The 26,392-nt window shown below is 57.0% G+C and carries 23 protein-coding genes; 13 read left to right on the forward strand and 10 right to left on the reverse strand.

The genetic code is table 11. The features are described 5' to 3' along the window. The first annotated feature begins 97 nt into the window (after positions 1-97). The 3 genes from YBN1229_RS15445 (at position 98) to YBN1229_RS15455 (ending at position 4,366) form a co-directional block, all read left to right on the forward strand. Positions 98-2,440 carry a TonB-dependent siderophore receptor gene (locus YBN1229_RS15445; protein WP_046478406.1) on the forward strand — a complete coding sequence of 781 codons (2,343 nt, stop codon included), beginning with the start codon at positions 98-100 and terminating at the stop codon, positions 2,438-2,440. Between the two features lie 26 nt (positions 2,441-2,466). Beyond that, positions 2,467-3,786, forward strand: coding sequence for a PepSY-associated TM helix domain-containing protein (locus YBN1229_RS15450; RefSeq protein WP_046478405.1), 1,320 nt, complete (start codon positions 2,467-2,469; stop codon positions 3,784-3,786). A gap of 247 nt (positions 3,787-4,033) precedes the next feature. After that, positions 4,034-4,366 carry a c-type cytochrome gene (locus YBN1229_RS15455; RefSeq protein ID WP_152024994.1) on the forward strand — a complete coding sequence of 111 codons (333 nt, stop codon included), beginning with the start codon at positions 4,034-4,036 and terminating at the stop codon, positions 4,364-4,366. A 133-nt stretch (positions 4,367-4,499) separates the two neighbouring features. On the opposite strand, the gene YBN1229_RS15460 is transcribed toward YBN1229_RS15455, so the two are convergent. After that, on the reverse strand, positions 4,500-5,804 hold the full coding sequence (locus YBN1229_RS15460; protein ID WP_046478404.1) for an FCSD flavin-binding domain-containing protein: 1,305 nt from the start codon (positions 5,802-5,804) through the stop codon (positions 4,500-4,502). Positions 5,805-6,528: 724 nt separating this feature from the next. Between YBN1229_RS15460 and YBN1229_RS15465 the strand changes: the two genes are divergently transcribed. Then, positions 6,529-7,200, forward strand: coding sequence for a GntR family transcriptional regulator (locus YBN1229_RS15465; RefSeq protein WP_090230030.1), 672 nt, complete (start codon positions 6,529-6,531; stop codon positions 7,198-7,200). Between the two features lie 44 nt (positions 7,201-7,244). On the opposite strand, the gene YBN1229_RS15470 is transcribed toward YBN1229_RS15465, so the two are convergent. Continuing rightward, on the reverse strand, positions 7,245-8,054 hold the full coding sequence (locus YBN1229_RS15470) for an IclR family transcriptional regulator (protein WP_082101165.1): 810 nt from the start codon (positions 8,052-8,054) through the stop codon (positions 7,245-7,247). A 485-nt stretch (positions 8,055-8,539) separates the two neighbouring features. Between YBN1229_RS15470 and YBN1229_RS15475 the strand changes: the two genes are divergently transcribed. From YBN1229_RS15475 to YBN1229_RS15515, 9 genes are all read left to right on the forward strand, one after another. Beyond that, positions 8,540-9,544, forward strand: a complete 1,005-nt coding sequence (locus tag YBN1229_RS15475) for a tripartite tricarboxylate transporter substrate binding protein (protein WP_046478403.1) — start codon at positions 8,540-8,542, stop codon at positions 9,542-9,544. 213 nt (positions 9,545-9,757) lie between these two features. After that, positions 9,758-10,297 carry a tripartite tricarboxylate transporter TctB family protein gene (locus YBN1229_RS15480; protein WP_046478402.1) on the forward strand — a complete coding sequence of 180 codons (540 nt, stop codon included), beginning with the start codon at positions 9,758-9,760 and terminating at the stop codon, positions 10,295-10,297. Positions 10,298-10,308: 11 nt separating this feature from the next. Then, positions 10,309-11,832 (forward strand): tripartite tricarboxylate transporter permease, encoded by a 1,524-nt coding sequence (locus YBN1229_RS15485; protein WP_046478401.1) that lies wholly within the window; start codon positions 10,309-10,311, stop codon positions 11,830-11,832. A 154-nt stretch (positions 11,833-11,986) separates the two neighbouring features. Next, the gene (sauS, locus tag YBN1229_RS15490) at positions 11,987-13,438 is read left to right on the forward strand and encodes an acylating sulfoacetaldehyde dehydrogenase (protein WP_076605320.1); all 1,452 of its coding nucleotides are present in this window, start codon (positions 11,987-11,989) and stop codon (positions 13,436-13,438) included. 22 nt (positions 13,439-13,460) lie between these two features. Then, entirely contained in the window at positions 13,461-14,588 is a 1,128-nt protein-coding gene (locus YBN1229_RS15495) for a succinate--CoA ligase subunit beta (RefSeq protein ID WP_046478400.1), read from the forward strand. A gap of 12 nt (positions 14,589-14,600) precedes the next feature. Continuing rightward, a complete protein-coding gene (gene sucD / locus YBN1229_RS15500) occupies positions 14,601-15,476 on the forward strand; it encodes a succinate--CoA ligase subunit alpha (RefSeq protein WP_046478399.1) in 876 nt (291 codons plus the stop codon). 73 nt (positions 15,477-15,549) lie between these two features. Beyond that, entirely contained in the window at positions 15,550-17,337 is a 1,788-nt protein-coding gene (xsc, locus tag YBN1229_RS15505) for a sulfoacetaldehyde acetyltransferase (protein WP_046478398.1), read from the forward strand. Between the two features lie 48 nt (positions 17,338-17,385). Further along, the gene (locus YBN1229_RS15510) at positions 17,386-18,384 is read left to right on the forward strand and encodes a phosphate acyltransferase (RefSeq protein WP_082101166.1); all 999 of its coding nucleotides are present in this window, start codon (positions 17,386-17,388) and stop codon (positions 18,382-18,384) included. A gap of 200 nt (positions 18,385-18,584) precedes the next feature. After that, complete coding sequence (locus YBN1229_RS15515) at positions 18,585-19,136, forward strand: cytochrome P460 family protein (protein WP_052743992.1); 552 nt, start codon at positions 18,585-18,587, stop codon at positions 19,134-19,136. 31 nt (positions 19,137-19,167) lie between these two features. Here the strand turns inward: YBN1229_RS15515 and YBN1229_RS15520 are convergent, their stop codons facing one another. The 8 genes from YBN1229_RS15520 to YBN1229_RS15555 form a co-directional block, all read right to left on the reverse strand. Further along, positions 19,168-20,136, reverse strand: coding sequence for a YncE family protein (locus YBN1229_RS15520; RefSeq protein WP_076605405.1), 969 nt, complete (start codon positions 20,134-20,136; stop codon positions 19,168-19,170). Between the two features lie 2 nt (positions 20,137-20,138). Continuing rightward, positions 20,139-20,678, reverse strand: coding sequence for an SRPBCC family protein (locus YBN1229_RS15525; protein ID WP_348270689.1), 540 nt, complete (start codon positions 20,676-20,678; stop codon positions 20,139-20,141). Between the two features lie 16 nt (positions 20,679-20,694). After that, on the reverse strand, positions 20,695-21,678 hold the full coding sequence (locus YBN1229_RS15530; RefSeq protein ID WP_052744138.1) for a vWA domain-containing protein: 984 nt from the start codon (positions 21,676-21,678) through the stop codon (positions 20,695-20,697). Between the two features lie 5 nt (positions 21,679-21,683). After that, a complete protein-coding gene (locus YBN1229_RS15535) occupies positions 21,684-22,316 on the reverse strand; it encodes a hypothetical protein (RefSeq protein ID WP_152024993.1) in 633 nt (210 codons plus the stop codon). A 66-nt stretch (positions 22,317-22,382) separates the two neighbouring features. After that, entirely contained in the window at positions 22,383-23,390 is a 1,008-nt protein-coding gene (locus YBN1229_RS15540; protein WP_046478396.1) for a vWA domain-containing protein, read from the reverse strand. Continuing rightward, positions 23,387-24,313, reverse strand: coding sequence for a hypothetical protein (locus YBN1229_RS15545; protein ID WP_052743994.1), 927 nt, complete (start codon positions 24,311-24,313; stop codon positions 23,387-23,389). Before YBN1229_RS15545 ends, YBN1229_RS15540 begins: the two co-directional genes overlap by 4 nt. Further along, on the reverse strand, positions 24,310-25,197 hold the full coding sequence (locus tag YBN1229_RS15550; RefSeq protein WP_244466775.1) for a DUF58 domain-containing protein: 888 nt from the start codon (positions 25,195-25,197) through the stop codon (positions 24,310-24,312). Before YBN1229_RS15550 ends, YBN1229_RS15545 begins: the two co-directional genes overlap by 4 nt. Beyond that, positions 25,194-26,270 carry an AAA family ATPase gene (locus YBN1229_RS15555; RefSeq protein WP_082101168.1) on the reverse strand — a complete coding sequence of 359 codons (1,077 nt, stop codon included), beginning with the start codon at positions 26,268-26,270 and terminating at the stop codon, positions 25,194-25,196. Before YBN1229_RS15555 ends, YBN1229_RS15550 begins: the two co-directional genes overlap by 4 nt. Positions 26,271-26,392 lie beyond the last annotated feature (122 nt).

The raw sequence follows: 26,392 nt of genomic DNA on the forward strand, positions 1-26,392 counted from the left end.
ACAAACAGATTGATCCGAAGTTCGCCGACGCGTCGTCGGCGACAATGAGGACGTTTGCGCGGGCGTAGGGCAAGAAAATCGCGGATTGGAAGCAGTAATGGCAAAATGTTTTGAGGCAACGTACGTGGCAGGCGCAGTGGTTTTGGCCGTGCTGGCCCAACAAGCCCCTGCCGTTGCGCAACAATCCGCGCCCCCGGCTCCAGCAGCCGAACAAAATAACAGTGGTCAACCGTCGCCGTCCACAAACGACCCATCAATGACCCTGCCGGAAGTTGAAGTGATCACCTCGCCCGAACCCGCACCAAAACAGACAAAGAAGACGGCCCAGAAGTCCAAGGCACCGGCACAGGCACCCCCACAGCCCGTCGCGGCAACGGCACCAACGGGTCCTGCGGAAGGGACAATTCAGGCTGAAACGGCCACGAGCCCGGTCCAGGGCTATGTCGCCACGCAGACAGCTACGGGCACCAAAACGGACACGCCGCTACGTGAAGTCCCTCAGTCAATCTCCGTGGTCGGTGCCGAGCAGATCCGCGACCAGGGCGCACAGTCAATCCAAGACACGCTGCGCTATGTTCCAGGCGTCGTAGCCGACGCCTACGGTTTCGACAGCCGCACAGACAGTGCGTTAATTCGTGGAACGGAGGCTGCGGAATACCTTGATGGCCTTCGCCGGACATTTAGCTACTACACCTTTAACTACCGCATCGATCCATACTTCATGGAACGCGTCGAAGTCCTGCGCGGACCCGCGTCGGTGCTTTATGGTCAAGCCCCGGTTGGCGGTATCATAAACGGCGTCACCAAGCGCCCGCAGAACGAGCAAGGCGGTGAGATCACAGCGGAGTACGGCACGTTCGACTTCAAGCAAGTGAAGTTCGATATGACGGGGCCCGTGACCTCGGACGGCAAATGGTCCTACCGCCTGACCGGTCTTGCGCGTGATGCCGATACGCAGGTGAACTACGTCGAGGACGATCGTTACGCCATCGCACCCTCGATCACCTATCGTCCAACAACCGACACCAGCATTACGCTCCTCGGCCATTTCCAGAAGGACGAGACCGGCTCCAGCTCGCAGTTTTACCCATTCGCCGGCACTCTATTTCCCAACGTCAATGGCCGCACCATCCCGCGCGAAAACTTCGCGGGCGAACTGGGAGACCACTACGACACGGACGTCGCTTCAGGGACGCTTCTCTTTGAGCACAAGTTCAACTCGGTGTTCAAACTAAGCCATGCGTCGCGCTATGCCGACATCCATAACGACTACACCAGCACCTACTCCGATTTTTACACTGGCTATACGGACGCGGACCAAGAAACGGTCAATCGCTACGGATGGAGAGCGATCACCGACACGCAGGTCTTCAATCAGGATACCAATCTCGAAGCCAAGTTCGCGACCGGCTTTCTAACGCACAAAGTCTTGGGTGGCATCGACTACACGAACTTCAGGGCGAGCCAAGGCACTGCTAGCGCTTATGATACTGGCGGGTTCAACGTCTACAACCCGGTCTATGGTCAGGGGAGCTGGGCAGGAACGGATTGCAGTGGCGCCTATAGCGGCGCTACTACGCCCAACCTGGAGGTCTGCTCCTATGGCGATCAGAAAATCACCCAGACCGGTCTTTACATTCAGGATCAGATGCGTCTGGGCAACTGGATCGGTATAGTTGGCATGCGTAAGGATTGGGCCGAGAACGAATCCGGGACGACCGTAAAGAAAGACGACGCCGTTACCTACCGCGCCGGGCTCATGTACGAGTTTGCGTCAGGCTTCACGCCTTACTTCAGCTACGGAGAATCGTTCCTTCCTGTCGCGGGTGGTCCCCCCAGTAATCCATTCGCCCCCCAGGAAGGCCGCATGTACGAGCTCGGCTTCAAATATCAGCCACTCGGCGCACAGTGGATGATCAACAGCGCGATTTACGACATCGCCGAGAGCAACCGCGTCGTTTACCACTCCACTAATCCGGCTCTCTACGGCAGGCAGATTGGCGCCGTTGCGATCAAAGGCTTTGAAATCGAGTTTACCGGCAAAGTCACCGATAACTTGAAAATCGTCACCGGCTACTCCTACACGGACGCGCAGTACGACGACGGTACTGAGGTCGATGGCAACCAGATCGAGTCCATCCCCAAGCATCTGGCTTCGCTGTGGGGCATTTGGGAGTTCGATCAACCCTACCTCAAAGGCTGGTCGGTCGGCGCTGGCGTCCGGTACATCGGCAAGTCCTGGGATGATCACGCCACGATAGAGGTCCCTGACGTTGCGCTGTTCGACGCGATGATCGCCTACGAAGAAGACCACTGGCGCTGGTCCATCAATGCCAAGAACCTCGAGGATAAGGAATACGTTTCGACGTGCCTTAATCGCGGTGATTGCTGGTACGGCAACGCGCGCACCATCACCACCGGACTAACCTACAAGTTCTGATCACTAAGGTTTTTTAAAAGAGAAATATGCGCAACGCATTCGTCATCATTCACCGGTGGGCAGGGCTCTTTATCGCGGTGTTCCTGTTGATCGCGGGGCTCACCGGCGCGCTGATTTCATGGGACCATGAGCTTGACGAGGCGCTCAACCCGCATCTCTTCCACGCCAAGAGCACCGGTGGCCCATCAATTGATCCGCTGGCCCTCGCCAAAAAAATCGAAGAAGCCGATCCGAGGGTAAGAGCCACCTTCTTCCCCCTTGCGATCGAGGAAGGTCACAACTTCGAGGCCTTTGTGCAGCCGCGCGTCGATCCCAAAACGGGTGAGCTTTATTCAGTAGACTACAACCAGGTATTCCTGGATCCCGTGACCGGCGAGGTCGCGGGCAAACGCTTCTGGGGCGCAATCTCGCTCGACTCAGAGAACATCCTGCCGTTCCTCTACAAGCTGCATTACTCGATGCACATCCCGGATATGTGGAACATCGAGATCGGCATGTGGTTCATGGGGCTGGTCGGCATCGTCTGGCTGTTTGATTGTTTCGTCGGCTTCTATCTCACGCTGCCACGTCGGCGTCGCGGCAGTGCCGCCGCAGCCGTAGCGACCGGAGCCAAGCATGCCGAAAGTCCTCAGGCCGGTACTAGCCAATCTTGGTGGCAACGCTGGAAACCAGCGTGGAAAATCAAGCGGGGAGCCAGCACCTACCGGCTCAACCTCGACCTGCACCGCGCCTTCGGGCTGTGGTTGTGGCTTATGCTATTCATCCTCGCCTTCACGTCGATCTCAATGAATCTCAACGATGAAGTCGTACGGCCGATCCTCAGCACCGTTTCGACACTCACGCCCGATGCCTTCGACGACGTGGCGGGAACTCCGTTGAACAAGCCGATCGAGCCTAAGCTGAACTTCGCCGAAGCCATCAAAGCAGCTGGGCGCGAAATGCAACGCCAAGGCTGGAACGAGCCCCCCGGCAGCGTGTTCTACGGCACCCAGCACGGGCTTTACGCGGTGAGCTTTTACCGCCCAGAAGACGACCACAACACGATGGCGATGAAGATGCTGTTTGTCGACGCCTCAGACGGATCCTTCAAGGGCGGCCGCATCCCGTGGGAGGGTACAGCCGCCGACATCTTCATGCAGCTGCAGTTCCCATTACACTCGGGCCGCATCGCCGGGATTCCGGGGCGTGTGTTCCTGTCGTTCATGGGGCTAGTTGTGGCGCTGCTGTCCATCACCGGCATCGTCATCTGGTTCAAGAAGCGCGCCGCCCGCCAGAGCGCCGCGGCCTCAAGGACACGCGACCGCGGCTACGGATCATCGGCGCCCAACAACATTCCTGCGGAGTAAAGGCGGGAAAAGGCGTGGCGCAGCGAATCTACCGGTTGACGCATCCCGTCAAAGAGCGCCGCGCAATCGCATAATTCAGCGGCAATAGCCCCCTTCTGACACAGCAAGATCTCCGACACGCTTCCGCTGCGGCGCCTCTCCTGAAATGCTCAAAATTATATTCGCATATTACTATGTGTCGCGTATGTTTGGGCAACAAGATGATCAGCCAATCCGATCGCGACGGGAATGGGAGAAGACGAGATCAATGCGCTTACTTTGCCTTGCCACGACCATGGCCGTCCTAGGTGGGACAGCTACAGAATATGCAGCCCGAGCTCAAACAGCCACAAATCCGGAACTGATGGCTTACGGAGAATACCTGGCTGGAGAATGCACGACCTGCCATCAGACAAAGAGCAGTTCGGATGGAATCCCGGCCATAACGGGCCTCGATACCGATCACTTTGTTTCAGCACTCGAAGCCTACAAAAGCGGATCACGCACCAACACCACAATGATCTCAGTCGCGCGCTCGCTCGACGCAGAACAGATAAGGGCCCTCGCGGTTTATTTTGGCTCGCTCAATCCGAACAAATAACTACGACCAGAACCACCTGTACACCACACGTCAAAAAGGCCGAACGCTTATCCGAAGCGTTCGGCCTTTTTCATGAATTTGGTCTCATGAAAAGCTGCCGATCTCCTAGTCCGGAAGATCCGCAACTCCGGCTTCAAGCCGGTTTCGCAAAGATGTCCGACACAATGCCCGAGTACCATCCGAAGCTTTCGGTGAAGGTTTCCTCGCGCAAGCCTACCGGCTCTCCCGGCTTCGAGACAAAGCTGTCCTTCGCAACGAGCGCCGGCTTACCCTCCTTCTCACCCGGAGTGTAGTTGGCTCCGACCTTGATGCCGTCCTTCGGCGCAATCGCCGACCAACATGTGTTGCGGAAACGCGGCGGGAACTTCTTCTTCTCGGCAAGTTCTGCCAGAATGTCAGCCGCAACGACTTTGGCCTGGCTGTTTGCAGAAAACGCCGACTTGGGCATCTCTGTCGCCACGGAAGCATCACCCAGCACGTAGACGTTTTCCACCTTCGTGGAAGACATGTTCTCCGGATTGGTGGGGCACCAATCTCCTTCGGCACACCCTGCGCGATGCGCGATCAAGCCCGCGCGTTGCGCTGGCACAATGTTGGCGACATCGGCCTTCTCCTTGCGCCCACTGGCAGTCTCGATCTCACCCGTTTTGGGATCGACACGCGTCAAAGCATAAGAATCAATCTCGTCAGTGAGATTCACTTCGATGATATCCGCGTAGTGAGCCTTGAACCCTTCCATGAAGGCTCCCTGTTTGGAAAACTTCGTTTTCGGATCAAACAGGATGAGCTTTGATTTCGGCTTCGCCGTCTTCAGGTAGTGCGCGATCATGCACATACGCTCGTAAGGCCCAGGCGGGCAGCGATAAGGGTTAGGTGGAGCCGCAAGAACAACGAGGCCCCCGTCATCCATGGCTTCAAGTTTCGCCTTGAGAAGCTTTGTCTGCGCACCGGCTTGCCACGCATGCGGCATGAGCTCGGCAGCTTCCTTCGAATAGCCCGGAACGGAATCGTATTTGAGCTCGATGCCAGGTGACAGCACCAAACGATCGTAGGGCAATTGCGTGCCGCCCTTCAGCTTCACAACCTTCGCAGCTGTATCCACGTCCTCGGCCCAGTCGTGAACGACTTTGACGCCAAGATCTGAGATGTTCTTATAGTCATGGGTAATGTCGTCAAAAGAAACGAGACCACCGAGATACAAGTTCGAGAAGAAGCAAGTCGTGAACGCCGGATTAGCCTCGACCAACGTCACATCGAGATTCGGAGCGGCAGCTTTGATCTTGTTAGCCACCGTTGCGCCACCGGCGCCACCGCCGACGACAACAACCTTGGCACTCCCCTGAGCAATGGCTGCCCGGCCGAATGTTAAGGTTCCAACCGCAGCAACACCTGCCGCACCAGCCATATAGCCAAGCTGCCTGCGCGTGATCTTTTTCATCCTAAGCCCTACTCCCTTTCTGCGTGCTTCCACACGACAGATTTTCCAATCGGCTGAAGCTGCCAAGCCCCCGCAAAGCTTGTTGACCTCACCCCCTAAAGTCCTCCCGCAACCCCATACTCCCGACTACGCTTGTTTGACTGACATGCGCGCGAAGCCCATGTTTCCAACCCGCGATGAACTAACGTTCACCACATCATCCAGCGATTTTGAGAAAGGTAACGATATCCCCCCTGATTCAGTTATATCTGATCAGTTCCACCCAGCCATCATGTTCAACCCCGCCGGCATTTATTGTCGACGACATCTAGAATGTGGGAGCAGGGACGTATCGTCCATGTATGGCCACGCCTCGTGAAACATCACGCAACGATGGCGTTTTGTAGGCTTACCGACTATTTCCAAAAGGATGATCAAAAACGTCTGATCTACGAACGACTTAGATAAATCCGAAGGGATGGAAAGATAAAGTTGCACATCATCCCAATCCAGACGCACTCTTCGATCGAAGGCCTATAAACACAAACTTGAGGCGAAACCCAGCACGCACACAAGCCCATCCTTGCCCATCGGAGACTCGGGCACGTATGATAAGCGTGCGTAAGCACAGCGATCGCTGGCGATTTGGTACAAAGCCCACAGATCTGGCTCAATCAAATCGCGCCGTCTGAATAGCTACGCACCGAGTAAGACAATCAATACCTGCGCAATCACGGATTCACTGATGAATGAAACGTTGGCACTTGACGTCTCAGAGGAAACGCGAGCCCAGCAGGCATATCGTGTGATCGAAGAAATGATCGTCACCCTGAGGCTACCTCCCGGGTGCCGCATTTCGGAAAACTCGATCAGCAACAAGCTCGGCCTGGGCCGCACGCCAGTTCGCGAGGCGATGCAGCGGCTTGCCCGTGAGGGCAGCCTCACAATCATGCCGCGCGCTGGCGCGATCGTCTCCGAAATCGATATCACGGACCAGTTCAAGCTGATCGAGGTACGTCGCGAGTTGGAGCGCGTGATCGCAGCACGGGCTGCACGGTTGGCTGGTCAGGCGGAAAAAACACAATTCATCAGCCTTGCCGAACGGTTTGATCATGCGTCCCACGAAAACGACGAGATGATCTTCATCGCCGCAGACCGTGAGTTCAATCACCTGGTCGTCGCAACGGCGGACAATAAGTACGCGGCCGCCGCAATGGCGCCAATTCAGGCACAAACACGCCGGTTCTGGTTCCTCAACTTCAACAAGTTCGGAGACTTGAAAAAAGTGAGCGCGATGCATGCCGATATAGCGCGCGCCATCGCCGCCAACGACGCGGATGGGGCCCGCGCCGCATCCGATGCCCTGATCGACTATGTCGAAGAGTACACAATGAAGACCCTGCAGGCCCTGATCTGACGCCGCAGGCGTGATCGCTCGAGTAGCAGCTGCGCCGAAAAAACTTACCGGGTCCAGACTGCCGCAAGCTTTTTGGCGGCGCGCTGGAGAGTTGGCACATATTTCACAGCAGTCTTCGCCGTGAGACGCGATTCAGGGCCGTGCAATGCAAGTGCCGCCAGCGCGGTGCCGTGTTCATCCAAGATTGGCACGGCGACGCCGACGATGCCGATGTTCTGCTCCTTGTCATTCAACGCATAACCCAACTCGCGCACGCTGGCCAAATGCTGCTCCAGTTTGGCGTAATTAGTGATTGTGTTGGGCGTGAACGACTCTAGCTTTCGGGATTGAAGAAGCGTTTTGCGAACTCCGGGCTCAAGGTAGGCAAGCATGACCTTACCGCCTGATGTGCTATGCGCTCGCACGCGCGATCCCGCAACGAGATGCACGCGAAGTGACCACTCGCATTCAATGCGTTCCAGATAGACAAAATCCCAGCCATCGAGCGCGCCGACGTTGCAGGTCTCGCCGGTTTCATCAACGAGGGCGGACAAAATTGCCCGGACCGGCGCCGTCTGATTACGTGAGCGCAGCGTAGCGAATGCCAAATGAGACAAACGCGGACCCACAGTATAACGATCTCGCGAAGCATCACGAACAATGAGCCGGTTATCCGTCAATTGCTGGAGCAGCCTGTGAATCGTCTGGCGTGGCATGCCAAGACGCAACGTTAACTCTGGCAAGCTGACCGGCTGCGGATGGTCCACGATTGCCTCAATAACAAGCATAGATTTTTCAAGCGCGGACAGCCGATCTGAACTGTCACCCTCACCCGCCGACTTAGAGGCTAGAGATTTTTCGTTTTGTTTTTTCATTCTCCAGTGCGTCTCCACGTCCGCAAGGTAACAATCTGCGCGTCTGCGCTAAAGCCAGCTGAAAGAAAGTCAGAACTTCCGCAACGAACTGTAGTGAGATGTCCGTATGCCGATAACCGACGCTCGGGCGCAGAGCAATCCGACATTTCAAATTCCAGAATTAGTCACGCATATTGCTCGAGCCTGTTTTCAAAGGGTCGAATCGCACTTTTCAATTGCCGCAGTGCAGCATTTGTTTTTGCTCTGCCGCATTACCTTTGTTTTTTCTTGGCATACTCGATAGAGCGTTGACACGAGCCCCTACGATACGCAAAGCTGGACGCAGTGTCTCACATTTTTGAGACGCTGACGAGGCTCGGCAGGCGCACACGACAAGGAAAAATTCAATCGCATCACGGCCCGAGCCGTTCTTAACAACGATGAATTTAACGGAACAACGAGCCAGGCTACAATGGTTCGAATTCCACGGAGAGGAGACACTCAAGATGCTAAGACGATCCTTGCGCGAGGCGGCCTGCGCCTCGACCCTTGCGCTATTGGTACTCGGCGGCGTAGCGACGCAAGCCGCGGCCGATGAAAAATACCCGTCCCGGCCGATTGATATGATTGTTACCTTCGGTCCCGGCGGCGGCGCGGACTTGATGGGTCGTAAATTTGCGCAGCTCGCAGAACCCATTCTCGGCGTTCCTCTGCCTGTCGCCAACGTATCCGGCGCTTCCGGCAACGCTGGCCTCACCCGCCTGCTCACGGACTCGAGTGATGGATACAGCGCAGCGACACTTATCGCACTTTCGGTCTCTGCATGGGCAGCCGGAATCGGGAATCACAACCCGGATGAGTTTGCCTATGTCGGCATGATGCAGAGCTCGCCCTCGATGTTGTTCGTCCGTAAGGACAGCCCGTTCAAATCCTACAAGGACCTCGCTGAATTCGCGAAAGCCAACCCAGGCAAGTTGCGGTGCGCAACGTCGGGTTACGGCACGATGGACGACATCACGCTAAAGTACCTAGCCACCAAGGGCGTGAAGATCGTGAACGTACCGTTTGGTAAGCCCGCCGAGCGCTATGCTTCTGCCGTCGGCGGTCATACGGACATGATCTACGAAGAACCCGGCGACGTCGCGCAGTTCCTCAAATCCGGCGACCTGCGTCCGCTCATTGTGTTTGACGAAAAGAGCCACGAGTCGTTCCCCGATATCGAAACGTCGAAAGAAAACGGCCTCGAAATCAACGACCTTCCAAACTTTAGAACCATCGCTGTTTCGTCCAAGACTCCCGCTGATCGCGTTGCAGTGCTGAACGAAGCTGCAAACAAAATCCTCGCTTCGCCAGAATGGAAAGAATTCTGCGAAGGAACTTACACCTGCACCAAGCCTCTTTCTCCTGAAGAGACCAAGGAAACCGTTGCGAAGTTCTACCAAACGGTAAAATCCTATCTGGAGCGCTTCCCCACGACCGCCGAAGAAAAGAGCGCGTCGAAGAAAAAGTGATGATGATTGGACTACCCGGCGTCGCGTTATCGCGACGCCGGCTTTCGTTTTTAAGACCTCGCACGGCAAAATATGCCTGCACCGTCTGCTGACTACGATGCGCCCGACTAACCAGCGCTGATCACTTTGGCACTGGACTGGTTACGGTATAGCCGCGCACTTCCTGCTGAGACGCGCCGCCCACCCGACGACGCACACCGAGATCGATAAAAGATGACATCTTCAAAACGCCTGATCCGTACAGCGTTCCCTCTGTCGATGCTGCTGGCCTGCGCATTCTTGTGGACGCACATCGCCTCAAACCCCGCCATGCTTAACGTTCCTAATGCCGTCGGCCCTGGCGGGTGGCCCAAAGCCATGTTGGCCGGCTTGGCATTTTTCTCCCTGCTTGCGTTCCTTGTCGAATTAAACAACTGGCGCATCAGTGCGCGCGACGGGAACGACACAACACAAAACGGCGAAAAGGCAAATAACGGCTCAGCCGTTATGGCCATCGCCGGAGTCGGGGTGATCCTGATTTACGGCTTTGCAATCCCTTACCTGGGCTTCGCACTGGCCACATTCCTCTTTATCGTGACCTGGTGCCTCATGGGCCAGATCCGGTCGCCCATAACCATCAGCCTTGTCAGCATCATCGGTACAATCGTCCTTCTCTACATGTTCGTTGCCCTGGCCAAGATGCCTCTCAACCGCGGCGTCGAACCCTTTAATCAATGGACGATTTCGCTCTATCGCGTGCTGCGCATCTACTGAGAGGCCAACCAATGGATCTCCTTTCTCTTTTCTTGACCGGTCTGCATGGAGCCCTCCAGCCCCATAACTTCCTGATCCTCATAACGGGCTTGATGATGGGCACCATCGCAGGCGCGTTACCAGGCATCTCTTTCGTCAACGCCATGGCGATGGCTCTGCCTTTTACCTATGTAATGGAACCGGTCACGGCGATGTGCTTCCTCGGGGGCATCTACGCAGGCGGCGTATTCGGCGGATCGATCTCTTCGATCCTCATCAACATTCCCGGTACACCCGCATCACTCCCCGCGTGCTGGGACGGCTATCCTATGACGGTCAAAGGCCTTTCGACGCGTGCGTTACGCATCGCGATTACGGCCTCTGCTACTGGTGGCCTCCTGTCGGCAATCTTGCTCGCCGTCGGATCCCCGCCCTTCGCTGCCTTTGCATTACGGTTCGACCAACCGGAATTTTTTGCGGCAACCATCCTCGGTCTCGCCAGCGTCGTGGCAATCGCAAAGGACATGCCGGTCCTCAGCGCCCTTTCTATGTTCATCGGGCTGGTGATCGGTTGCGTCGGCATTGATCCTCATCATGGCCTTAGCCGCTTCACCTTTGGAATCCCGCAAATTGAAAGCGGGATCAACTTCACGGTCGTGATGATCGGTCTTTTCGCCATTGGCGAGGTCGTCGACCTGTTGGCAAAAAACGTAAACCTGAAGAGCTCGTTCGCACCCAAACCAGGCAAACAGATCACCTGGCGTGAACTCTGGCAGTACAAGGGATCAATGCTGCGTGGCTCAGGTCTGGGTTGCATGGTCGGCATGATCCCAGGCGCAGGCGCCACCGTCGGCGCGGTTCTGGCCTACGGCGTGGAACGTCAGGCCTCGGGTCGCGGCGCCGAGTTCGGTACGGGCGTCGAACAGGCGCTTGCTGCTCCAGAGGCCGCTAAAAACGCCACGACCGGCGCAGCCATGATCCCACTGCTGACGCTCGGCATCCCAGGCAGCGCAGCAACCGCGATTATGTTGGCTGCGATGCTCATCCACGGCATTAATCCGGGGCCGTTGCTGTTCCGCATGGATCCATCATTGGTCTATACGATCTTCGTTAGCATGATCATCGCCAACTTCCTGATGATCATAGCTGCCGTCGTCGTCGCCCGCGGCTTCTCTACGTTGATGAAGGTTCCCCCCGCCATCCTCGGGGCCTTTATCATCGTATTGTCCGTCGTCGGGGCCTACGGCGTCCGCAACAATATTTTCGACGTCTACGTATGCCTGATTTTCGGCGTCCTAGGCTTCATCATGAAGCGCGCAAACTTCCCGACGGCTCCGCTCGTTCTGGGCGTAATTCTCGGCCCGTTGGCAGAGCGCTACTTCCTGACGTCGCTTGCAAACTACGAAGATAATTTCTGGATCTTCGTCGAGCGCCCGATCAGCGGAACTATCCTCGCGTTGGCCGCCGCGTTCGTGCTCTGGTCGTTGTATCCGGCCATCTCATCCCGTTTCAAACGTACGAGCGAGATAAACGCTCAAACTACGCAATCGAATTAACCGGCAACATGCCGGCAAACACGGCCGTCGAAGGCGAATTTCGCCTTCGACGCACCTTGACTCGCGACATTCGTCATGACACAAAAACAAGACGCAATGTCCCATTTTTTGAACGCGGCAACTTCGCCGAATTCACTTCGCGCTGGAGACAACGATGACATCTGAAGCATCGACACTTGAAGTATCGGGAGAGAAAACCGCTCAGACCAACCTTTCTCCAAAGGAGATTGTTGCGGAGCTTGTGCGCCGAGCGCGCGCCGCGATGGAGGCTTACGAGAACCACGATCCGGAACGCGTAGACGACGCTGTCCGCGCCCTAGCGTGGTCGATCTATAAGCCCGAAAACGCGAAGTTTCTGGCTGAGATGGCCGTGGAAGATACGGGCTTGGGCAACGTACCCTCCAAGATCATCAAGAACACGCGCAAAACATTCGGGACATTGCGCGACCTGCTTCGGGCCAAAACGGTCGGCGTGATCGAAGAAAATCCAGAACGCGGCATGGTGAAGTATGGCAAGCCAGTCGGCGTCGTTGCCGCTGTTTGCCCCTCGACCAATCCAGCTGCCACGCCCGTCAACAAAGCCATGATGGCGATCAAGGGCGGCAACGCCGTGATCATTGCCCCCTCACCTTCGGGACAGATCACGACAGCCAAGACCGTCGAATTCATGCGCGCCGAGCTGAAGAAGTCCGGCCATCCAGAAGATCTGGTTCAACTCCTCCCTGCCCCCGTCTCGAAGGAGACGACGCAGGAACTCATGAACCAGGTAGACTTGGCCGTCGTCACGGGCTCTCAGAATAACGTCAAGCGGGCCATGCAGTCGGGCACGGTTGCGATCGGCGTCGGCGCCGGCAACGTTCCGGTCATCATCGACTCCACCGCAGACCTCGACGATGCCGCTGAGAAAATCTGCGCATCCAAGATCTTCGACAACTCCACATCATGCTCATCGGAAAACTCGGTCATCATCCTTGATGACATCTACGAGGATGCGATCGCCGCGTTGACCCGGGCCGGGGGCTGGCGCTGCACGAGAGAAGAACGCGACAAGGTTTCTGAAAAGCTATGGATTGATGGCAAGCTCAACCGCCACGTCATCGCGAGGGACCCTGACGTCACCGCGAAGGCCCTAGGCCTGGCTCCAGAGGCTGAACAGTCAAAGTTCTTCATGGTCGAAGAAGACCATATCGACGGCAAGCATACCTTTGCAGATGAGAAGCTTTCGCTGGTCCTCACGGTCTATCGCGCCAAGGACTTTGCCGATGCGAAGCGCATCGTGCACGACGTATTGGAAGTGACCGGCAAGGGCCACTCTGCCGGTATCCATACGAAAAATCTCGACCACGCACGCGAACTGGCGGCGGATACCGATGTCGTGCGCATTCTCGTCAATCAGGCACACACATTTGGAAATGGTGGCGGCTTCAACAACGCCCTGCCGTTCACGCTGTCGATGGGTGGCGGCACCTGGGCCGGCAACACCATCACCGAGAACCTCAACTACCGCCATTTCATCAACATCACCCACCTGGTGACGACCATTCCAGAGGACAAGCCGTCAGAGGAGGAGCTGTTCGGCCCCTACTGGCAGCGCTACGGCAAATAAATAAGAAAGAAGGCCGCAAACAATGAACTTCGAAGAACACGCAGCAAAACCGCTGCTGGCTAACCACGGCATCGCCGTGCCTGCCAGCCGTCTTGCAAAAACTCCAGACGAAGCTGCTGCAGCGGCTTCCGAAATTGGTCCGTGCGTCGTCAAGGCCCAGGTTCCGACAGGCAAGCGCGGTAAGGCTGGCGGCATTAAGCTTGCAGCAAACGCCGACGAGGCCAGAACTCATGCCTCGAACATTATCGGCATGACCATCGGCGGGTGGCCCGTCGAAAAGGTCATGATCGAAGCTCAGACGCCAATCGCGCGAGAACTCTATGCTGCGATCGTGAACGACTCCGCCTCCAAAGGCCCCATGCTGCTCTTCTCTCCAATGGGCGGCATGGACGTGGAAGAAGCCGCAGAGGCTGATCCCAACGCGATGCGGCACGTGGTCATTCCGATCGCCGAGGGATTGAGCGAAGCCGCTGCGCGGCAGGCCGTTTCGGGGCTGGACCTGAATGCCGTCGAGGACGACCTGGTCTCAACACTGTTAAAGCTCTATGAGGCCTATCGCGCACTTGACGCAGAGCTTCTCGAAATCAATCCACTGGTGATCACGAAAGATAATCGCGTCATTGCGCTCGATTGTAAGCTCACGGTGGATGACAGTGCTGCGCCGCGCCAACAAGAAATCATCGGTCTGGCCGCCCCTGAGAAATACACCACGCTTGAGGCTGCAGCCGCAGCTGAGGGCCTGAAATACATCGAGCTCGGTGGCTCGGTCGGTGTGCTCGCAAACGGCGCTGGCCTGACGATGACGACGATGGATGCCATCGCGCACTATGGTGGCTCGCCCGCAAACTTCCTTGAGATCGGCGGCGAAGCTTATACGAAGGCAAAAACGGCGCTTTCGATCCTTCTCGAAAACAAGAATATGAAAAGCCTGCTCGTCAATTTCTGCGGCGCATTCGCCCGCACTGACGTCATGGCAGAAGGCGTTGTTTCCGCGTGGTTGGAACTTAAGCCTGACGTTCCGATCTTCTTCACAATTCACGGTACCGGAGAAGATGAAGCCGTAGCACTGGTCAAGGACCGGCTTGGCATCGAACCTTTCGATCTTATGGACGATGCCGTCAAAGCTGCTGTCGCAGCGGCTGCGAACTGACGAGGTGCTGAAATGATCCCACGTAAATCTCATACAATCCTGGTGCAGGGTATTACCGGTAAGCAGGGGACCTTCTGGACCAAGGCGATGCAGGACTACGGCTCTAACGTGGTCGGTGGCGTTAACCCGAAGAAGGCCGGCACCGAGCACCTCGGTGTTCCCGTCTATGCGACAGCCCGCGACGCGGCAAAGGAACGCCCCTTCGACATCTCCGTAATGTTCATTCCGCCAATGCTTGCCAAATCGGCAGCGATCGACGCGTGCGAAGCTGGAACAAAACTGCTTGTCTGCCTCACTGAGCACATCCCTGCGCACGACGTCATGGAAATGCACGTCGCCGCAAAAGCCAATGGAACTCAGATAGTTGGACCGAATACTGCGGGCCTCGTCACGCCAGGCGAATGCTTCGTAGGTATAATGCCCGCATTCAACGAACGTGTCTTCCAACCGGGACGCGTTGGTGTTATTTCGCGCTCCGGTAGCCTCGGAACGCTCGTCAGCTTGAACCTAACGCAGGCCGGCATGGGGCAGTCCGTTTTCTACGGCGTCGGGGGCGACCCGATGATCGGAACGAACTCTGCTCAGGCTCTGCGTATTCTCGATGCGGACGAGAAAACCGATGCAATCGTCTTATGCGGCGAAATTGGTGGCTCCGCTGAAGAAGAAGCTGCCGAATATGCGAGCACAATGAAGAAGCCCGTCGTTGCATTCATCGCGGGTCGCCAATCACCACCAGGCAAGAAGATGGGCCACGCCGGTGCCATCGTTGCCGGGGGCAAGGGTGATTATCCATCCAAACGCGCCGCTTTGGAAAAGGCCGGCGTGGCGGTCGCAGACACGCCAAGCGCGCTCCCCGCGCTCTTGTCGCGTCACTTCGCAGCGGCCTAACACATACAAACGTTTGTCACATCAACCGGGCAATCCGGTGCAACTCGTCAACTGTAGGACAAGGACCATCACCGTGAAAATGACCACCGAAGAAGCCTTCGTGAAAGTGCTGCAGATGCACGGCATCCAGCACGCGTTTGGCATCATCGGTTCCGCGATGATGCCGGTTTCCGATCTATTCCCTCGGGCCGGCATTACGTTTTGGGACTGCGCACACGAAAGCAACGCCGGCATCATGGCTGACGGTTACACCCGCGCAACGGGCAAGATGGCCATGGCCATCGCCCAGAACGGTCCGGGCGTAACGGGATTTGTCACGGCGATTAAGACGGCATACTGGAACCACACACCGATGCTGCTGGTCACGCCGCAGGCGGCCAACAAAACCATCGGCCAAGGTGGCTTCCAGGAAGTCGAACAGATGGCTCTGTTCCGTGACATGGTTTGCTATCAGGAAGAAGTCCGCGATGCCTCTCGCGTTGCTGAAGTTCTGAACCGCGTCATCAGCAAGGCTTGGCGTGGTTCGGCACCGGCACAGATCAACGTGCCGCGTGATTTCTGGACCCAGGTCGTCGACATCGAACTGCCGCAGATCGTGAAGATTGAACGCACGGGCGGTGCAGACAATTCAATCGCCGAAGCAGCAAAGCTTCTCTCCGAAGCGAAGTTCCCCGTCATTCTCTCCGGCGCAGGTGTTGTCCTGGCCGGCGCGATCGACGCATGCAAGACGCTTGCGGAACGCCTCGACGCTCCAGTCTGCAGCAACTACCAGCACAACGACAGCTTCCCCGGTTCGCATCCACTGGCTTGCGGTCCGCTCGGCTACAACGGCTCGAAGGCCGCGATGGAGCTGATCGCAAAAGCGGACGTCGTTCTGGCCCTCGGCACGCGCCTCAATCCTTTCTCCACGCTGCCGGGCTACGGCATCGACTACTGGCCAAAGTCGGCCAAGATCATTCAGGTCGATATCAATGCCGATCGCATTGGCCTGACCAAGAAGGTCACGGTGGGCATCTGCGGCGACGCCAAGAAAGTTGCCGAGCAGATCCTCGAGAAGATGGATGCGTCCGCCGGTAACGCTGGCCGCGAAGAGCGCAAGGCGCTCATCCACCAGACCAAGTCGGCATGGCTGCAGACGTTGTCGAGCATGGACCATGAAGACGATGATCCCGGCACGCACTGGAACGAAGAAGCTCGCAAGCGCGAACCCGAGCACATGTCACCACGCATGGCTTGGCGTGCCATTCAGTCCGCGCTTCCTGCGGATGCGATCGTGTCGTCGGACATCGGCAACAACTGCGCAATCGGCAACGCGTACCCGACGTTTGAAGAGCCGAGAAAGTATCTCGCACCGGGCCTGTTCGGTCCTTGCGGTTACGGCTTCCCGGCGATCCTCGGCGCGAAGATCGGCTGCCCGGATGTTCCTGTGATCGGCTTTGCTGGCGATGGTGCATTCGGCATCTCGATGAACGAGATGACAGCCTGCAGTCGCGAAGATTGGCCGGCCATCACCATGGTAATCTTCCGCAACTACCAATGGGGTGCTGAGAAGCGCAACACCACGCTCTGGTTCGACAACAACTTCGTCGGAACCGAGCTCAGCCGTGAGTGCAGCTATGCACGCATCGCCGATGCTTGCGGGCTCAAGGGTGTTACGGTGAAGACGATGGAAGAACTCTCAGCGGCGCTTAAGGAAGCCGTGCGCGAGCAGATGGAAAATAAGGTGACCACGTTCATCGAAATTCTGCTCAACCAGGAACTTGGCGAACCATTCCGTCGCGATGCGATGAAGAAGCCTGTGAAGGTCGCTGGCATCGAGCCGGGCGACATGCAGTCTGAACAAGTTCTCGCGTCTCTATAAAACACGTCACTAGAAAAGGCTGCGCCGCGACGCACGAGAGGGAAGCAAATGACAACTTCGGAATCGAAGGCCCCCGATCGCGGCCAGCACCATTTTCTTGACATCACACCAAGATGCCCGCGCGAACTCCTCGCGCGGGCTCAACAGATGGGCAAGGCCCGCACAGCCGTGATTTGTGCCGATGCCGCATTGCCGATGATGTCCGTAGAAGGCGCCGTGCGCGCCGGGATATGCGAGCCGATCCTCATCGGCAATCGCGCGCGCATCGAAGCAGAAGCCGCCAAACTTTCCTGGGACATCACCCCATACGAAATCATTGAGGCCGACAGCGAGCAGGACGCTGCGCTTGCCGGCATGCAGCTCGTTCGCGACGGGCGCGCAGATATCGTGATGAAGGGCCAGATTCACACCGACGTTATGATGAAAGCGGTGCTGAATAAGCAGACGGGTATTCGCCGCGACAGCCGCCTCGTACACGTCTTCCACATGACGCCACCACACAGCGACCACCCGATCATTCTGTCGGATGGCGCTGTCAACGTCGCGCCAGATCTTGAGACACGCAAATTGGCTCTTCGAGCCGTCGTCGATGTTGCACATGCCGTCGGCATCGCGAAACCAAAGGTCGCTCTGCTTTCAGCAACCGAAGAACCAATTCCATCGGTGCCTTCAGCACAAGAAGCCCGTGAGCTTAGAGACTGGGCGCGCGAAAACATTTCGGACGCGGCTTTCAGTGGTCCGCTCGCGCTCGACCTCATTTTGTCCAAGACTGCGGCCCAAGCGAAGAACCTCCAAAACGACGAAGTCGCAGGTGCTGCCGACGCAATCGTCGTTCCCGATCTCGTCTCCGGCAACGTACTCTTTAAAGCGCTGGTCTATTTCCGTTCGGCTTGTGCGGCAGGAGTGGTCCTAGGCGGTCTGGTTCCGATCGTTCTAACGAGCCGCGCAGATCCACCGGAAGCGCGCTTGGCCTCGTTAGCCTTGGCGTCACTTCTCGCACCGCCACGCGCTGAGCCTCAAAAAGAACAGGCGACAGCGGCGGTCTAGAAAACTCACATTTCGTAACAGGATCGACGTTGCACCAGTGTGTTGCACGGGCGGAGCGAACGCACACCTGCATGCATGACCAGTTAAAAGATGTATATTTGATATTGCTTTAACCTTGCCCCCGAAATAACATGCATCATCAATGCATGTTTGCCGGCCAAGCAACTTGGCTACACAGGCCCTGCGGAGGGTCCGCCCGAATGCCGGCAAGACCGGTCGCGGGCGCGATAAGGGAGGAAAGCATGTCGAAGAAATTACTTGGCATGGCGATCGCGGCAATAATCACGACAACCGCAGCCAGCGCGAACGAACAGCGCATTGCGTTCCCCAAAGACTATGCCAGCGATTTCAAAAACTACCTGAGTCTCGACCGCGTACAGAACCCGGATCAGATCATACGACTATTCGCGAACGACCGAGCGCTCAGTGCAGCAAAGGAAGATGGGGTGCTTCCCTCAGGCTCAATTCTGGTTGGTGAAATCTACGCCGCTAAGAAGGACGCGCAGGGCAACATAATCACGAGCTCACTAGGACGCCGTATCAAGGACAAATTGTTAGCTGTAGCAGTCATGGAAAAAAGGACGGGATGGGGTTCAGCCTTCTCTGAAGAGTTGAAAAACGGCGACTGGGACTTCGCCATATTCTCCCCCGATGGCAAGCGGCTGAACAAGGATCTCAACAGCTGTCGGGGATGTCATGCCCCCTTAAAAGATACGCAGCACATCTTCTCATTAGAGCACCTCACAAAATAGGCTAGGCGCGTTTTGGAGCAGCACATCACCGCTAGGGATTGAAGCGAATTAAAGCCAATCCTCGCGGGCCTTTGCCTGTTTTAATCCGTGCAATCTCGCGCGCAGCATCGAGATCGATGACGGAGACATCATCCGAAAACCAATTCGCGATGAACGCTTTGCGTCCATCGTCCGCGACGACAACACCCTCCGGATAATCTCCGATGCGCACGACGTGTTGCAGTTCAAATCCATCGCGCGCAAAAATCGAAGCCGTGCCTGACTGCTGATTGGCAACCACAATGCGCGCGCCATTTGGAGGCAAACCAATACCGTAAGGAAGTTTGCCGGTCTCCAGATCGCGCAACTTGGCCGGAACGTCCGTGTCGATCACGCTAAGGGTGGAGGCCTGCACGTTCGCAACGTAGGCCTGAGTTTCATCTGAACTAAGCGCAATGGCAAAGGGCGCGCGGCCCACATCAACTGTAGCAGAGACTTGAAGCGTCGACAGATCGATGACGCTCACACTATCGCTCTCACGATTAGCAACGTACGCGAACTGAGCACCCGCAACGATTCCCGCTGGCGACTGCCCCACCGGAATGCGCACAATCTCAGTTCCGGATACCGCATCAATCACGTGAACACAGTGCAAATTCCAATCGCTGATAAGTAGACGATCATCGGCATCCACAGCGATGCCGAAAGGCGTCCCCTTCACCTCAAACGTCTTCTCAACAGTGAGGCGATCGGCATCAAGAACCGTCACCTCACTCCGTTCCGGATGCGTGATGAAGATCCGGCGCATCTTGGCTGACGCCGCAATAGCTGCGGGCGCCGTTGCCACGGATATCGTGTCTGTAACCGCCATCGCCTCAACATCGATAACGCTGATTGAGGAACCGGCCTGGTTGACCACAAAGAGCCGTTCAGAAGACGAAGCGACCGAAGGAAAAGACACCAGTAGGCTAACCACAAAAAGAAGGCCCGTTCGCCACCACGTCACAACGCTGCAGCGCATGATCATTTGCCTGCGGCGACTTTAGCTTTCAAACCCTCGAGCCCCTCGCGGAAAAACGTCTCCATGGCTTTCACGGCAGCTTGATCATTCAGGTTCTCGGGAGGGAAATTACTCGTGTCCGCCCGATAAAATCGTCCGAGCCAAACGACTTCGCTACCGCCGCCATCGCCTGGCTTTACCGACAAGGTCGCCGAGTAAAAGCTTACCGGCAACGCTTCGATATTTTCCTTGGAAAGACGATATCCGTAGGACATCTCTTCGGCATTGTACTCATCCAGTCCATCGACAATGACGCCACCGGACTTAAGGGTCAGAGTACGCTCGGCACCCGGTTTATTGCCCCCAGTGGCCTCTGCTGTTTCGACGCCAGGATGCCAATTAGCTAATCCTCCGAAATCGCTGACGACAGCCCAGACGTCCGCGGGCGAACTCTTCAAAACAATCTTTTCTTCGACCTTCTGCGGGGTGGGACCGTGAGCCGATGCGGCCAACGGCCCTAAACACGTCAGGGCACCCAGCAACAGCAAGGACCATCGCATCATTGATCTTCTCTCCGATTTAAATTGGAACACGGGGCATCACATCGCGCTGACGCCATCGGCGCACGCGATCGAGAGCAGGGAGCAACGCGCTGATCAGCAGAAGCAGAATTAAAGCGGCACTCGCAAGGTAGGGACGAATATCCGCAGCGGCTTTGACAGGCCGTGAGCGGCTGACAGCCTGAAGTGACGAGACCAAGTCACGGGTCTCGGCGAGATTGGCATATCCAAGCCCGGTCTGTTCCGCGAGCGTTTCAAGGTAGGCTTCCCGCACCGACGAGAGATGTTCATCACCAGCCGTAGTCGCACCACCCCACGGAGCATTGCGAGGATGATATCCCGGCCGGGAAGAAGCGTCCTTAGGTGGAAGACCAACACGGTTTTCATGAGGAACGTCTTCGCGGCCCCATGTGCCAATCTCCCGACCATCAAAATCAAACTTCGGGATTGGCGATTTCTCGCGCCCGCCAACGCCTACGATCAATCCGCTAACGGTGCCAGGCTCACCATCGAATACCGGGCCTCCAGAGGCGGGCAGCGGCGGGGCCTCTTGCCCATCTGTAAAGAACGCAAGATTGGCATCCACACTGCTGGCAATCTCAACTGCTTTGTAAAGACCACGAGACACGTGACTGTCAGCCGCCCACGCCATCCGCCAATCCAGTTGTCGCACGGAGCCATCGAGCGCCGCGTAGTTCGCACACACCTCGGCAGGTTCAAACAGCAGGAAAGACGAGCGTTCCGTAAAAACCCCCAGCCCTAAACGCGAGCCGCAAGGCAGACTCGTCAACAAGCGCCGGACGGCGGCCTGCGACGCTTCAAGACGGCTTCCGGCGCGCCCGTCTACGTTCATATCGCGCGTATTCATACTGCCGGTGATGTCGAACACAGCCACAACATCGAGAACCGGTCTAACAAGCTCAACACGCGGAACAAAAAGCGCCGCAAGCGCTAGTAGCCAAGCCGCACCTGTCAGCCAGAACCGGATATCCCGAAGCGCCATCTTGATCACGGTAGGCCTCTTGGAATTCCGGGAAGGTCCGTCCAAACGCGCTTGGATTCACCTTCGGCGTCCTCGTCTTCACTGAAATCCGGCTGCGGAAAATCACGCACGAGCCGCATAGCAACATCCAGATTGTATTTGTAATCCCAATTCTCCGGCCGAACGCCGAGAGCCTTCCGGTAGTCATCCTTGGCGAGCCGCACGAGAGGGATCGCATGATCAAGGTCCCGCTTTTCAATCGCATGAAAGGCGAGACGAATGCGGGCATTCGCCAGATTGTAGAGTGCATCTGCTTGAGCGGCTGGCTTCATATACGGTACGGCTTCATCAAGAAGACTTTGCGCTTCATCCAGCCGATCCCGGAATAGGAGAAAATGGAGGCGCGCCATCACAACCTCCGAAGACGCGTAAACGGGATCGACAGCGACATCCTCTCCCGCCACCAAAGCTCTCACCGTTGCATTGCTAGCGCGCTTTTCGAGGTAGCGTCCCCCCGCATACGTGAATGCAATGCTACTGGCAGCCAGCACCGCTATGATGATGATGCCTCTGAACGGTAGAAATCGCGGCCGCTCATCGGAAAGACGCTCTGTACGCCCAGCACTCGCAGAGTCACTTAGCGTTGTTGCGCGCATCATGCAGTTCCTCGGAATTGACCAATCACCAAGATCACAGGGCGCAACCACCGACGCGTCTTAAGCATCTCAAACATTCGCCCCCTTCCAAGTTCGCGCGATACCCACTTCGCAAAGCTTGGCCAAAAGCAAAATCGCGAGGCACACCGCAGCGATCGCGTAGGCCCAATGCGCGAGGTCCGTTTGAGGAACACGCTCGACATAACGGATAGGTTCGCGCTCGAGCTTATCGATCTCCGCAATGGCATCAGCCACGGATTGCGGGTTATCCGCCTCAAAGGCTCGGTAGGGTGCGCCAAGCGTCAGGAAGAATTTGTGCAGGTGCCGCTCGGGCAGTGCTTGCGGAGTATCCTCTTCTCCCTGCCGAGGTTCTTCGTAGATCCCTCGACTGCCTTCCGTGCGCAGATAGAGCCAATAAAGATTGATCCGTCGCTTACTGAAGCCCTGCCGCAAAAGTTCCTGAACTTTACGGTCGATAACCGCAGCGCCATCGGACACAAGCACGATGGCCCGCGCAGCTGCAGCCGGATCAGCCTCATGTGTTGCCAATGACAAAGCCAAACCCCGGCCGACATCTGTGAACGCAAGCCCAGGACGATCGATTGCACGAATGGCGGCGAGGACGGCTTCCTTGTGATCCGTAATCGGAAGCACAAGAAACGGCGCCGTGGAAAACGCCGCGACCCCGAACCGGTCATGCGCACGCTTCTGAATAAAATCTTCGAGCAGAACCCGCGCCGCCGTAGACTTCGACATTTCGTCCCCAGTCGGCTGACGGCCAGCAAACGTCTGATCCATGCTACTTGACCGATCGATCAAGAGAACAATATGCGCTCCAGTCCCAACGCGTTCGATACTCGTCCCGCGAACATGGAGCCCCGCCAATCCCAAAACCAAACCGAGAAGGCTCAAACTTAGGAGCGCACGAAGCCCCCAGTCGACCGCGGTTGAAAGCCAATCTGGATCCATAAAATCAAGCGACGCATAATCGTGAGTGCGCTGGCTGAGCCAAACCAGAGGCACCAATGCCAATGGCAGCGCCAACAGAAACAGAGGGTGAGCAAAGGCCAGGTTCATGCCACCGCCCTCTCGCACTCGCTCATAGACGTGGCAAAGGTCGCTAGATCCGAGAGTGGTAGCTCAGCGCGACTCCCCAACATATCGTCCGCGAAAAACGCCCGCCGGGACGTCTGAAAAAAACGCTCGATATCAGGTCGCAAAGACTCAAATTCCGGACGCGCAACCAAAAAACTATCGAGGTCCTCCGCCAGCACGCGTCGTTGCGAGGCTTCATCAAACGCGCGGTGCAAAGCAAGAAGTGCGAGCCTATAGTTGGCCGACTGCGCCGCCTTTGCTGCTTCTCGACGCACGGTACGCATCGCCTGAGTGAAGGGCCTGCGACGACGACGGTGAAATGGCCACAGGGCCAGATGATGGGCAAGCAACAACAGGGCAACGACTGCGGTCACCCCGGCAATCGCCATACTGGTGCGTTCAAGAGTCGTGGAACTTAAAGAGACCGGAGCATCAGCACGCAACAACTTTGCCGGACCACCCTCTCCGTTTTTCTCCGGCATGATTTCACGGAGAGGCGATGAAATGAACGACCAGGACGGAACAACTGCCTGCGTGCTCTCCCTCTCGGGTCGAAGGACCCGAAACCTGATCGCGGGAATTTCCAGCTTACGCGGCTCGAGCGGTGCATAGAATGTTTGGTATGCGAGCCGTATCCGATAATGCTTCCGCACGCCTCGAACATACTCATCAACGTCAACCGACTTCAATTCTAGCCAGTAATTGAGCGGCCCCGGTCGCGGAATGCTCGCAGGATCAATCTTGGCGTCGTCGGCCACTGCCACGTCGGCATCTCGCGTGAGCACATCCCCGATGAAATAACCAACGGAACGTGGCTCGACAACATGAACGGTAGGCGTGTCAGCGCGCGCCACACCGTTCCCCAAAACTAAAAACAAGGCCCCTGCAAGAACACGAAGGATCATATGCCACCTCCCGCGAAGTAGGAGGCCAAGCGATCCCAATCGATCACATCTGTGATCTCAAAAGGCTCTCGGCCATGACGGCTTGCGATTGCACGCAAACGCCCACGACGGTCTGCATCCACGCGACACCAACGCGTCTTAAGCGACGGGCGCACCGCAACAAGTCTCCGTCGCCCCGTCTCAGCATCCCGAAGCGCCAAAAGTCCCCAATTCGGCAATCCTTCAACTTCAGCGGAGTCGCGCAAAAGAATTGGAACCACGTCGTGAGGGCTAAGCGCAGCGAAAACATCCTCCATTTCTTGAGAGGACATCTGGAAATCTGAAATCAGGATGACCAGCTTGCGACGGCCCGCAATCAATTCAGATGCCCGGATCAATCCCTCAACGCCCCGGCGATTAGGTGTAAGCCCGCGCAGTTCTGCCGCGAACTCAACCTCGCCCGCGCGCGCGCGCGTGGCGCGTTGAAAGAGTTCGCCGTGCACGTCGCTGTCACAAGCAATAATTCCGAACGCATCACCAATGCGACGGGCAGAGGCTGCAAGAACCGATACGAGATCCGCAGCAAGAGAAATCTTGCTCGTATGCCCGACGACACCCATCGAGCCCGTAACATCTACCAACGCATACGCGGTAATCGCGCTGTTCTGCTCAAAGCGGCGAACTCGCAACGCCTCCAGCGGATCGCGGGCACTCGCACGCAAATCGATGCGACGCGGATCTGGATTATCCAACAACGACACGTGGTCTTTGAATAGTCCGCCTGTCCCACCTTGGCGTGATCGGTGAGCGCCGGCACGCACGCCGCTACTCCGCCAAGCCAAGCGGAAAGGTATATCAACGGCAGGAGGCATCGCTCCGACTGAATTCCCGCGATCATTGATCATGCGCCATCCGAAGGGGCCGCAACTGTTTCAAAAAGGGCGTCACAGAGCTCTCTGACAAGGGCATCCCGGCGCAACTCGTAGACTGGATCGAGGAAGATCCGATGCGCCATGGTCTCCACAAAGACATCGCGAAGATCCTCCGGAACAACCATCGAGCGTCCAGCAAGCCACGCCGCAACACGTGCAGCGCGCAGCAGATAACTGACACCGCGAGGGCTCGCGCCCCCTTGAACAAAGCGCGCCATGTCGACACCGGGTATCGAAATTCCCGCTGTCTGCGGATAACGAACGGCTTGCCAAAGATCGAGCACATAGCGCTCCAGGGCTGCACTCGTATGCACGCTATGTTGGATGGCCTTCGCAACAGCACCAAGTTGTACGTGATCCAGAATTGCCTCTGGAACCGTTGCAACCAACGCGTCCGCATCATGATATTTGGAATCAAACGCGAGCTGCCTGCGTGTCTCTAAATCCTGCGGCGCTTCGATACCAATCTCCATAAGAAACCGGTCCCGTGCGGCTGCAGGCAACTCGAATGTTTCCTCGCGTTCAATACGGTTGCGATCGGCAAAAACCTGAAGATGCGGCAATGGGTATTCGCGATTGAATGCGGTGACGCTGCGCTCTGCCATCAAGCGGAGTAGAAGCGAGTGCACCTGCGGACGGGCGCGATTGATCTCATTGAAAAAGAAGACCGCAAGATCTGATCCGTGACGCAGCACGGGACCAGGTTCAACTCTCGGGCGCCCGTCTTCAGCAAGGTAGGTGTGATAGACAAAGTCCGCGGGCATAAGATCGATAGTGCCTTCGATGCGTTCGTACGCACCCCCCATTCCTCGGGCCGCCGCGCGTAGAAGCGTCGTCTTTCCGACGCCGACATCGCCTTCAAGCAGAACGTGACCACGTGCAAACACCGCGATGGTCATCAAATGCAATGCGCGCTTTTGCCCAGCAATCACCTGGCCAAGTTCGCGCTCAAAGGACCGAGCACGCTCGCGCCAGTGCGCCAAGTCCACTGTTGCAAACTCCGAAGGAGATGGCGCTGCCGGCCGGCCTATGCGTTCAACTGACATTCCTGCTCCTGGAGTAACACGCGGCCACTCCGGTCACAGCTCATCATATCCTCCACGAGAACCCTAGGAGAGCACTGAAGAGCCGGTCACCGGCGCAAAAGGAGGGGCGCGACTTGGCCGCG

This window comes from Candidatus Filomicrobium marinum (assembly GCF_000981545.1).
GTDB classification, from domain to species: Bacteria; Pseudomonadota; Alphaproteobacteria; order Rhizobiales; family Hyphomicrobiaceae; genus Filomicrobium; species Filomicrobium insigne.

What these genes read in the sequence shown, in the direction of transcription:
- YBN1229_RS15445 (WP_046478406.1), top strand. Translation starts at nt 98, where the DNA reads ATGGCAAAATGTTTTGAGGCAACGTACGTGGCAGGCGCAGTGGTTTTG.
- YBN1229_RS15450 (WP_046478405.1), top strand. Translation starts at nt 2,467, where the DNA reads ATGCGCAACGCATTCGTCATCATTCACCGGTGGGCAGGGCTCTTTATC.
- YBN1229_RS15455 (WP_152024994.1), top strand. Translation starts at nt 4,034, where the DNA reads ATGCGCTTACTTTGCCTTGCCACGACCATGGCCGTCCTAGGTGGGACA.
- YBN1229_RS15460 (WP_046478404.1), bottom strand. Translation starts at nt 5,804, where the DNA reads ATGAAAAAGATCACGCGCAGGCAGCTTGGCTATATGGCTGGTGCGGCA.
- YBN1229_RS15465 (WP_090230030.1), top strand. Translation starts at nt 6,529, where the DNA reads ATGAATGAAACGTTGGCACTTGACGTCTCAGAGGAAACGCGAGCCCAG.
- YBN1229_RS15470 (WP_082101165.1), bottom strand. Translation starts at nt 8,054, where the DNA reads ATGAAAAAACAAAACGAAAAATCTCTAGCCTCTAAGTCGGCGGGTGAG.
- YBN1229_RS15475 (WP_046478403.1), top strand. Translation starts at nt 8,540, where the DNA reads ATGCTAAGACGATCCTTGCGCGAGGCGGCCTGCGCCTCGACCCTTGCG.
- YBN1229_RS15480 (WP_046478402.1), top strand. Translation starts at nt 9,758, where the DNA reads ATGACATCTTCAAAACGCCTGATCCGTACAGCGTTCCCTCTGTCGATG.
- YBN1229_RS15485 (WP_046478401.1), top strand. Translation starts at nt 10,309, where the DNA reads ATGGATCTCCTTTCTCTTTTCTTGACCGGTCTGCATGGAGCCCTCCAG.
- sauS (WP_076605320.1), top strand. Translation starts at nt 11,987, where the DNA reads ATGACATCTGAAGCATCGACACTTGAAGTATCGGGAGAGAAAACCGCT.
- YBN1229_RS15495 (WP_046478400.1), top strand. Translation starts at nt 13,461, where the DNA reads ATGAACTTCGAAGAACACGCAGCAAAACCGCTGCTGGCTAACCACGGC.
- sucD (WP_046478399.1), top strand. Translation starts at nt 14,601, where the DNA reads ATGATCCCACGTAAATCTCATACAATCCTGGTGCAGGGTATTACCGGT.
- YBN1229_RS15510 (WP_082101166.1), top strand. Translation starts at nt 17,386, where the DNA reads ATGACAACTTCGGAATCGAAGGCCCCCGATCGCGGCCAGCACCATTTT.
- YBN1229_RS15515 (WP_052743992.1), top strand. Translation starts at nt 18,585, where the DNA reads ATGCCGGCAAGACCGGTCGCGGGCGCGATAAGGGAGGAAAGCATGTCG.
- YBN1229_RS15520 (WP_076605405.1), bottom strand. Translation starts at nt 20,136, where the DNA reads ATGCGCTGCAGCGTTGTGACGTGGTGGCGAACGGGCCTTCTTTTTGTG.
- YBN1229_RS15525 (WP_348270689.1), bottom strand. Translation starts at nt 20,678, where the DNA reads ATGATGCGATGGTCCTTGCTGTTGCTGGGTGCCCTGACGTGTTTAGGG.
- YBN1229_RS15530 (WP_052744138.1), bottom strand. Translation starts at nt 21,678, where the DNA reads ATGGCGCTTCGGGATATCCGGTTCTGGCTGACAGGTGCGGCTTGGCTA.
- YBN1229_RS15535 (WP_152024993.1), bottom strand. Translation starts at nt 22,316, where the DNA reads ATGATGCGCGCAACAACGCTAAGTGACTCTGCGAGTGCTGGGCGTACA.
- YBN1229_RS15540 (WP_046478396.1), bottom strand. Translation starts at nt 23,390, where the DNA reads ATGAACCTGGCCTTTGCTCACCCTCTGTTTCTGTTGGCGCTGCCATTG.
- YBN1229_RS15545 (WP_052743994.1), bottom strand. Translation starts at nt 24,313, where the DNA reads ATGATCCTTCGTGTTCTTGCAGGGGCCTTGTTTTTAGTTTTGGGGAAC.
- YBN1229_RS15550 (WP_244466775.1), bottom strand. Translation starts at nt 25,197, where the DNA reads ATGATCAATGATCGCGGGAATTCAGTCGGAGCGATGCCTCCTGCCGTT.
- YBN1229_RS15555 (WP_082101168.1), bottom strand. Translation starts at nt 26,270, where the DNA reads ATGTCAGTTGAACGCATAGGCCGGCCGGCAGCGCCATCTCCTTCGGAG.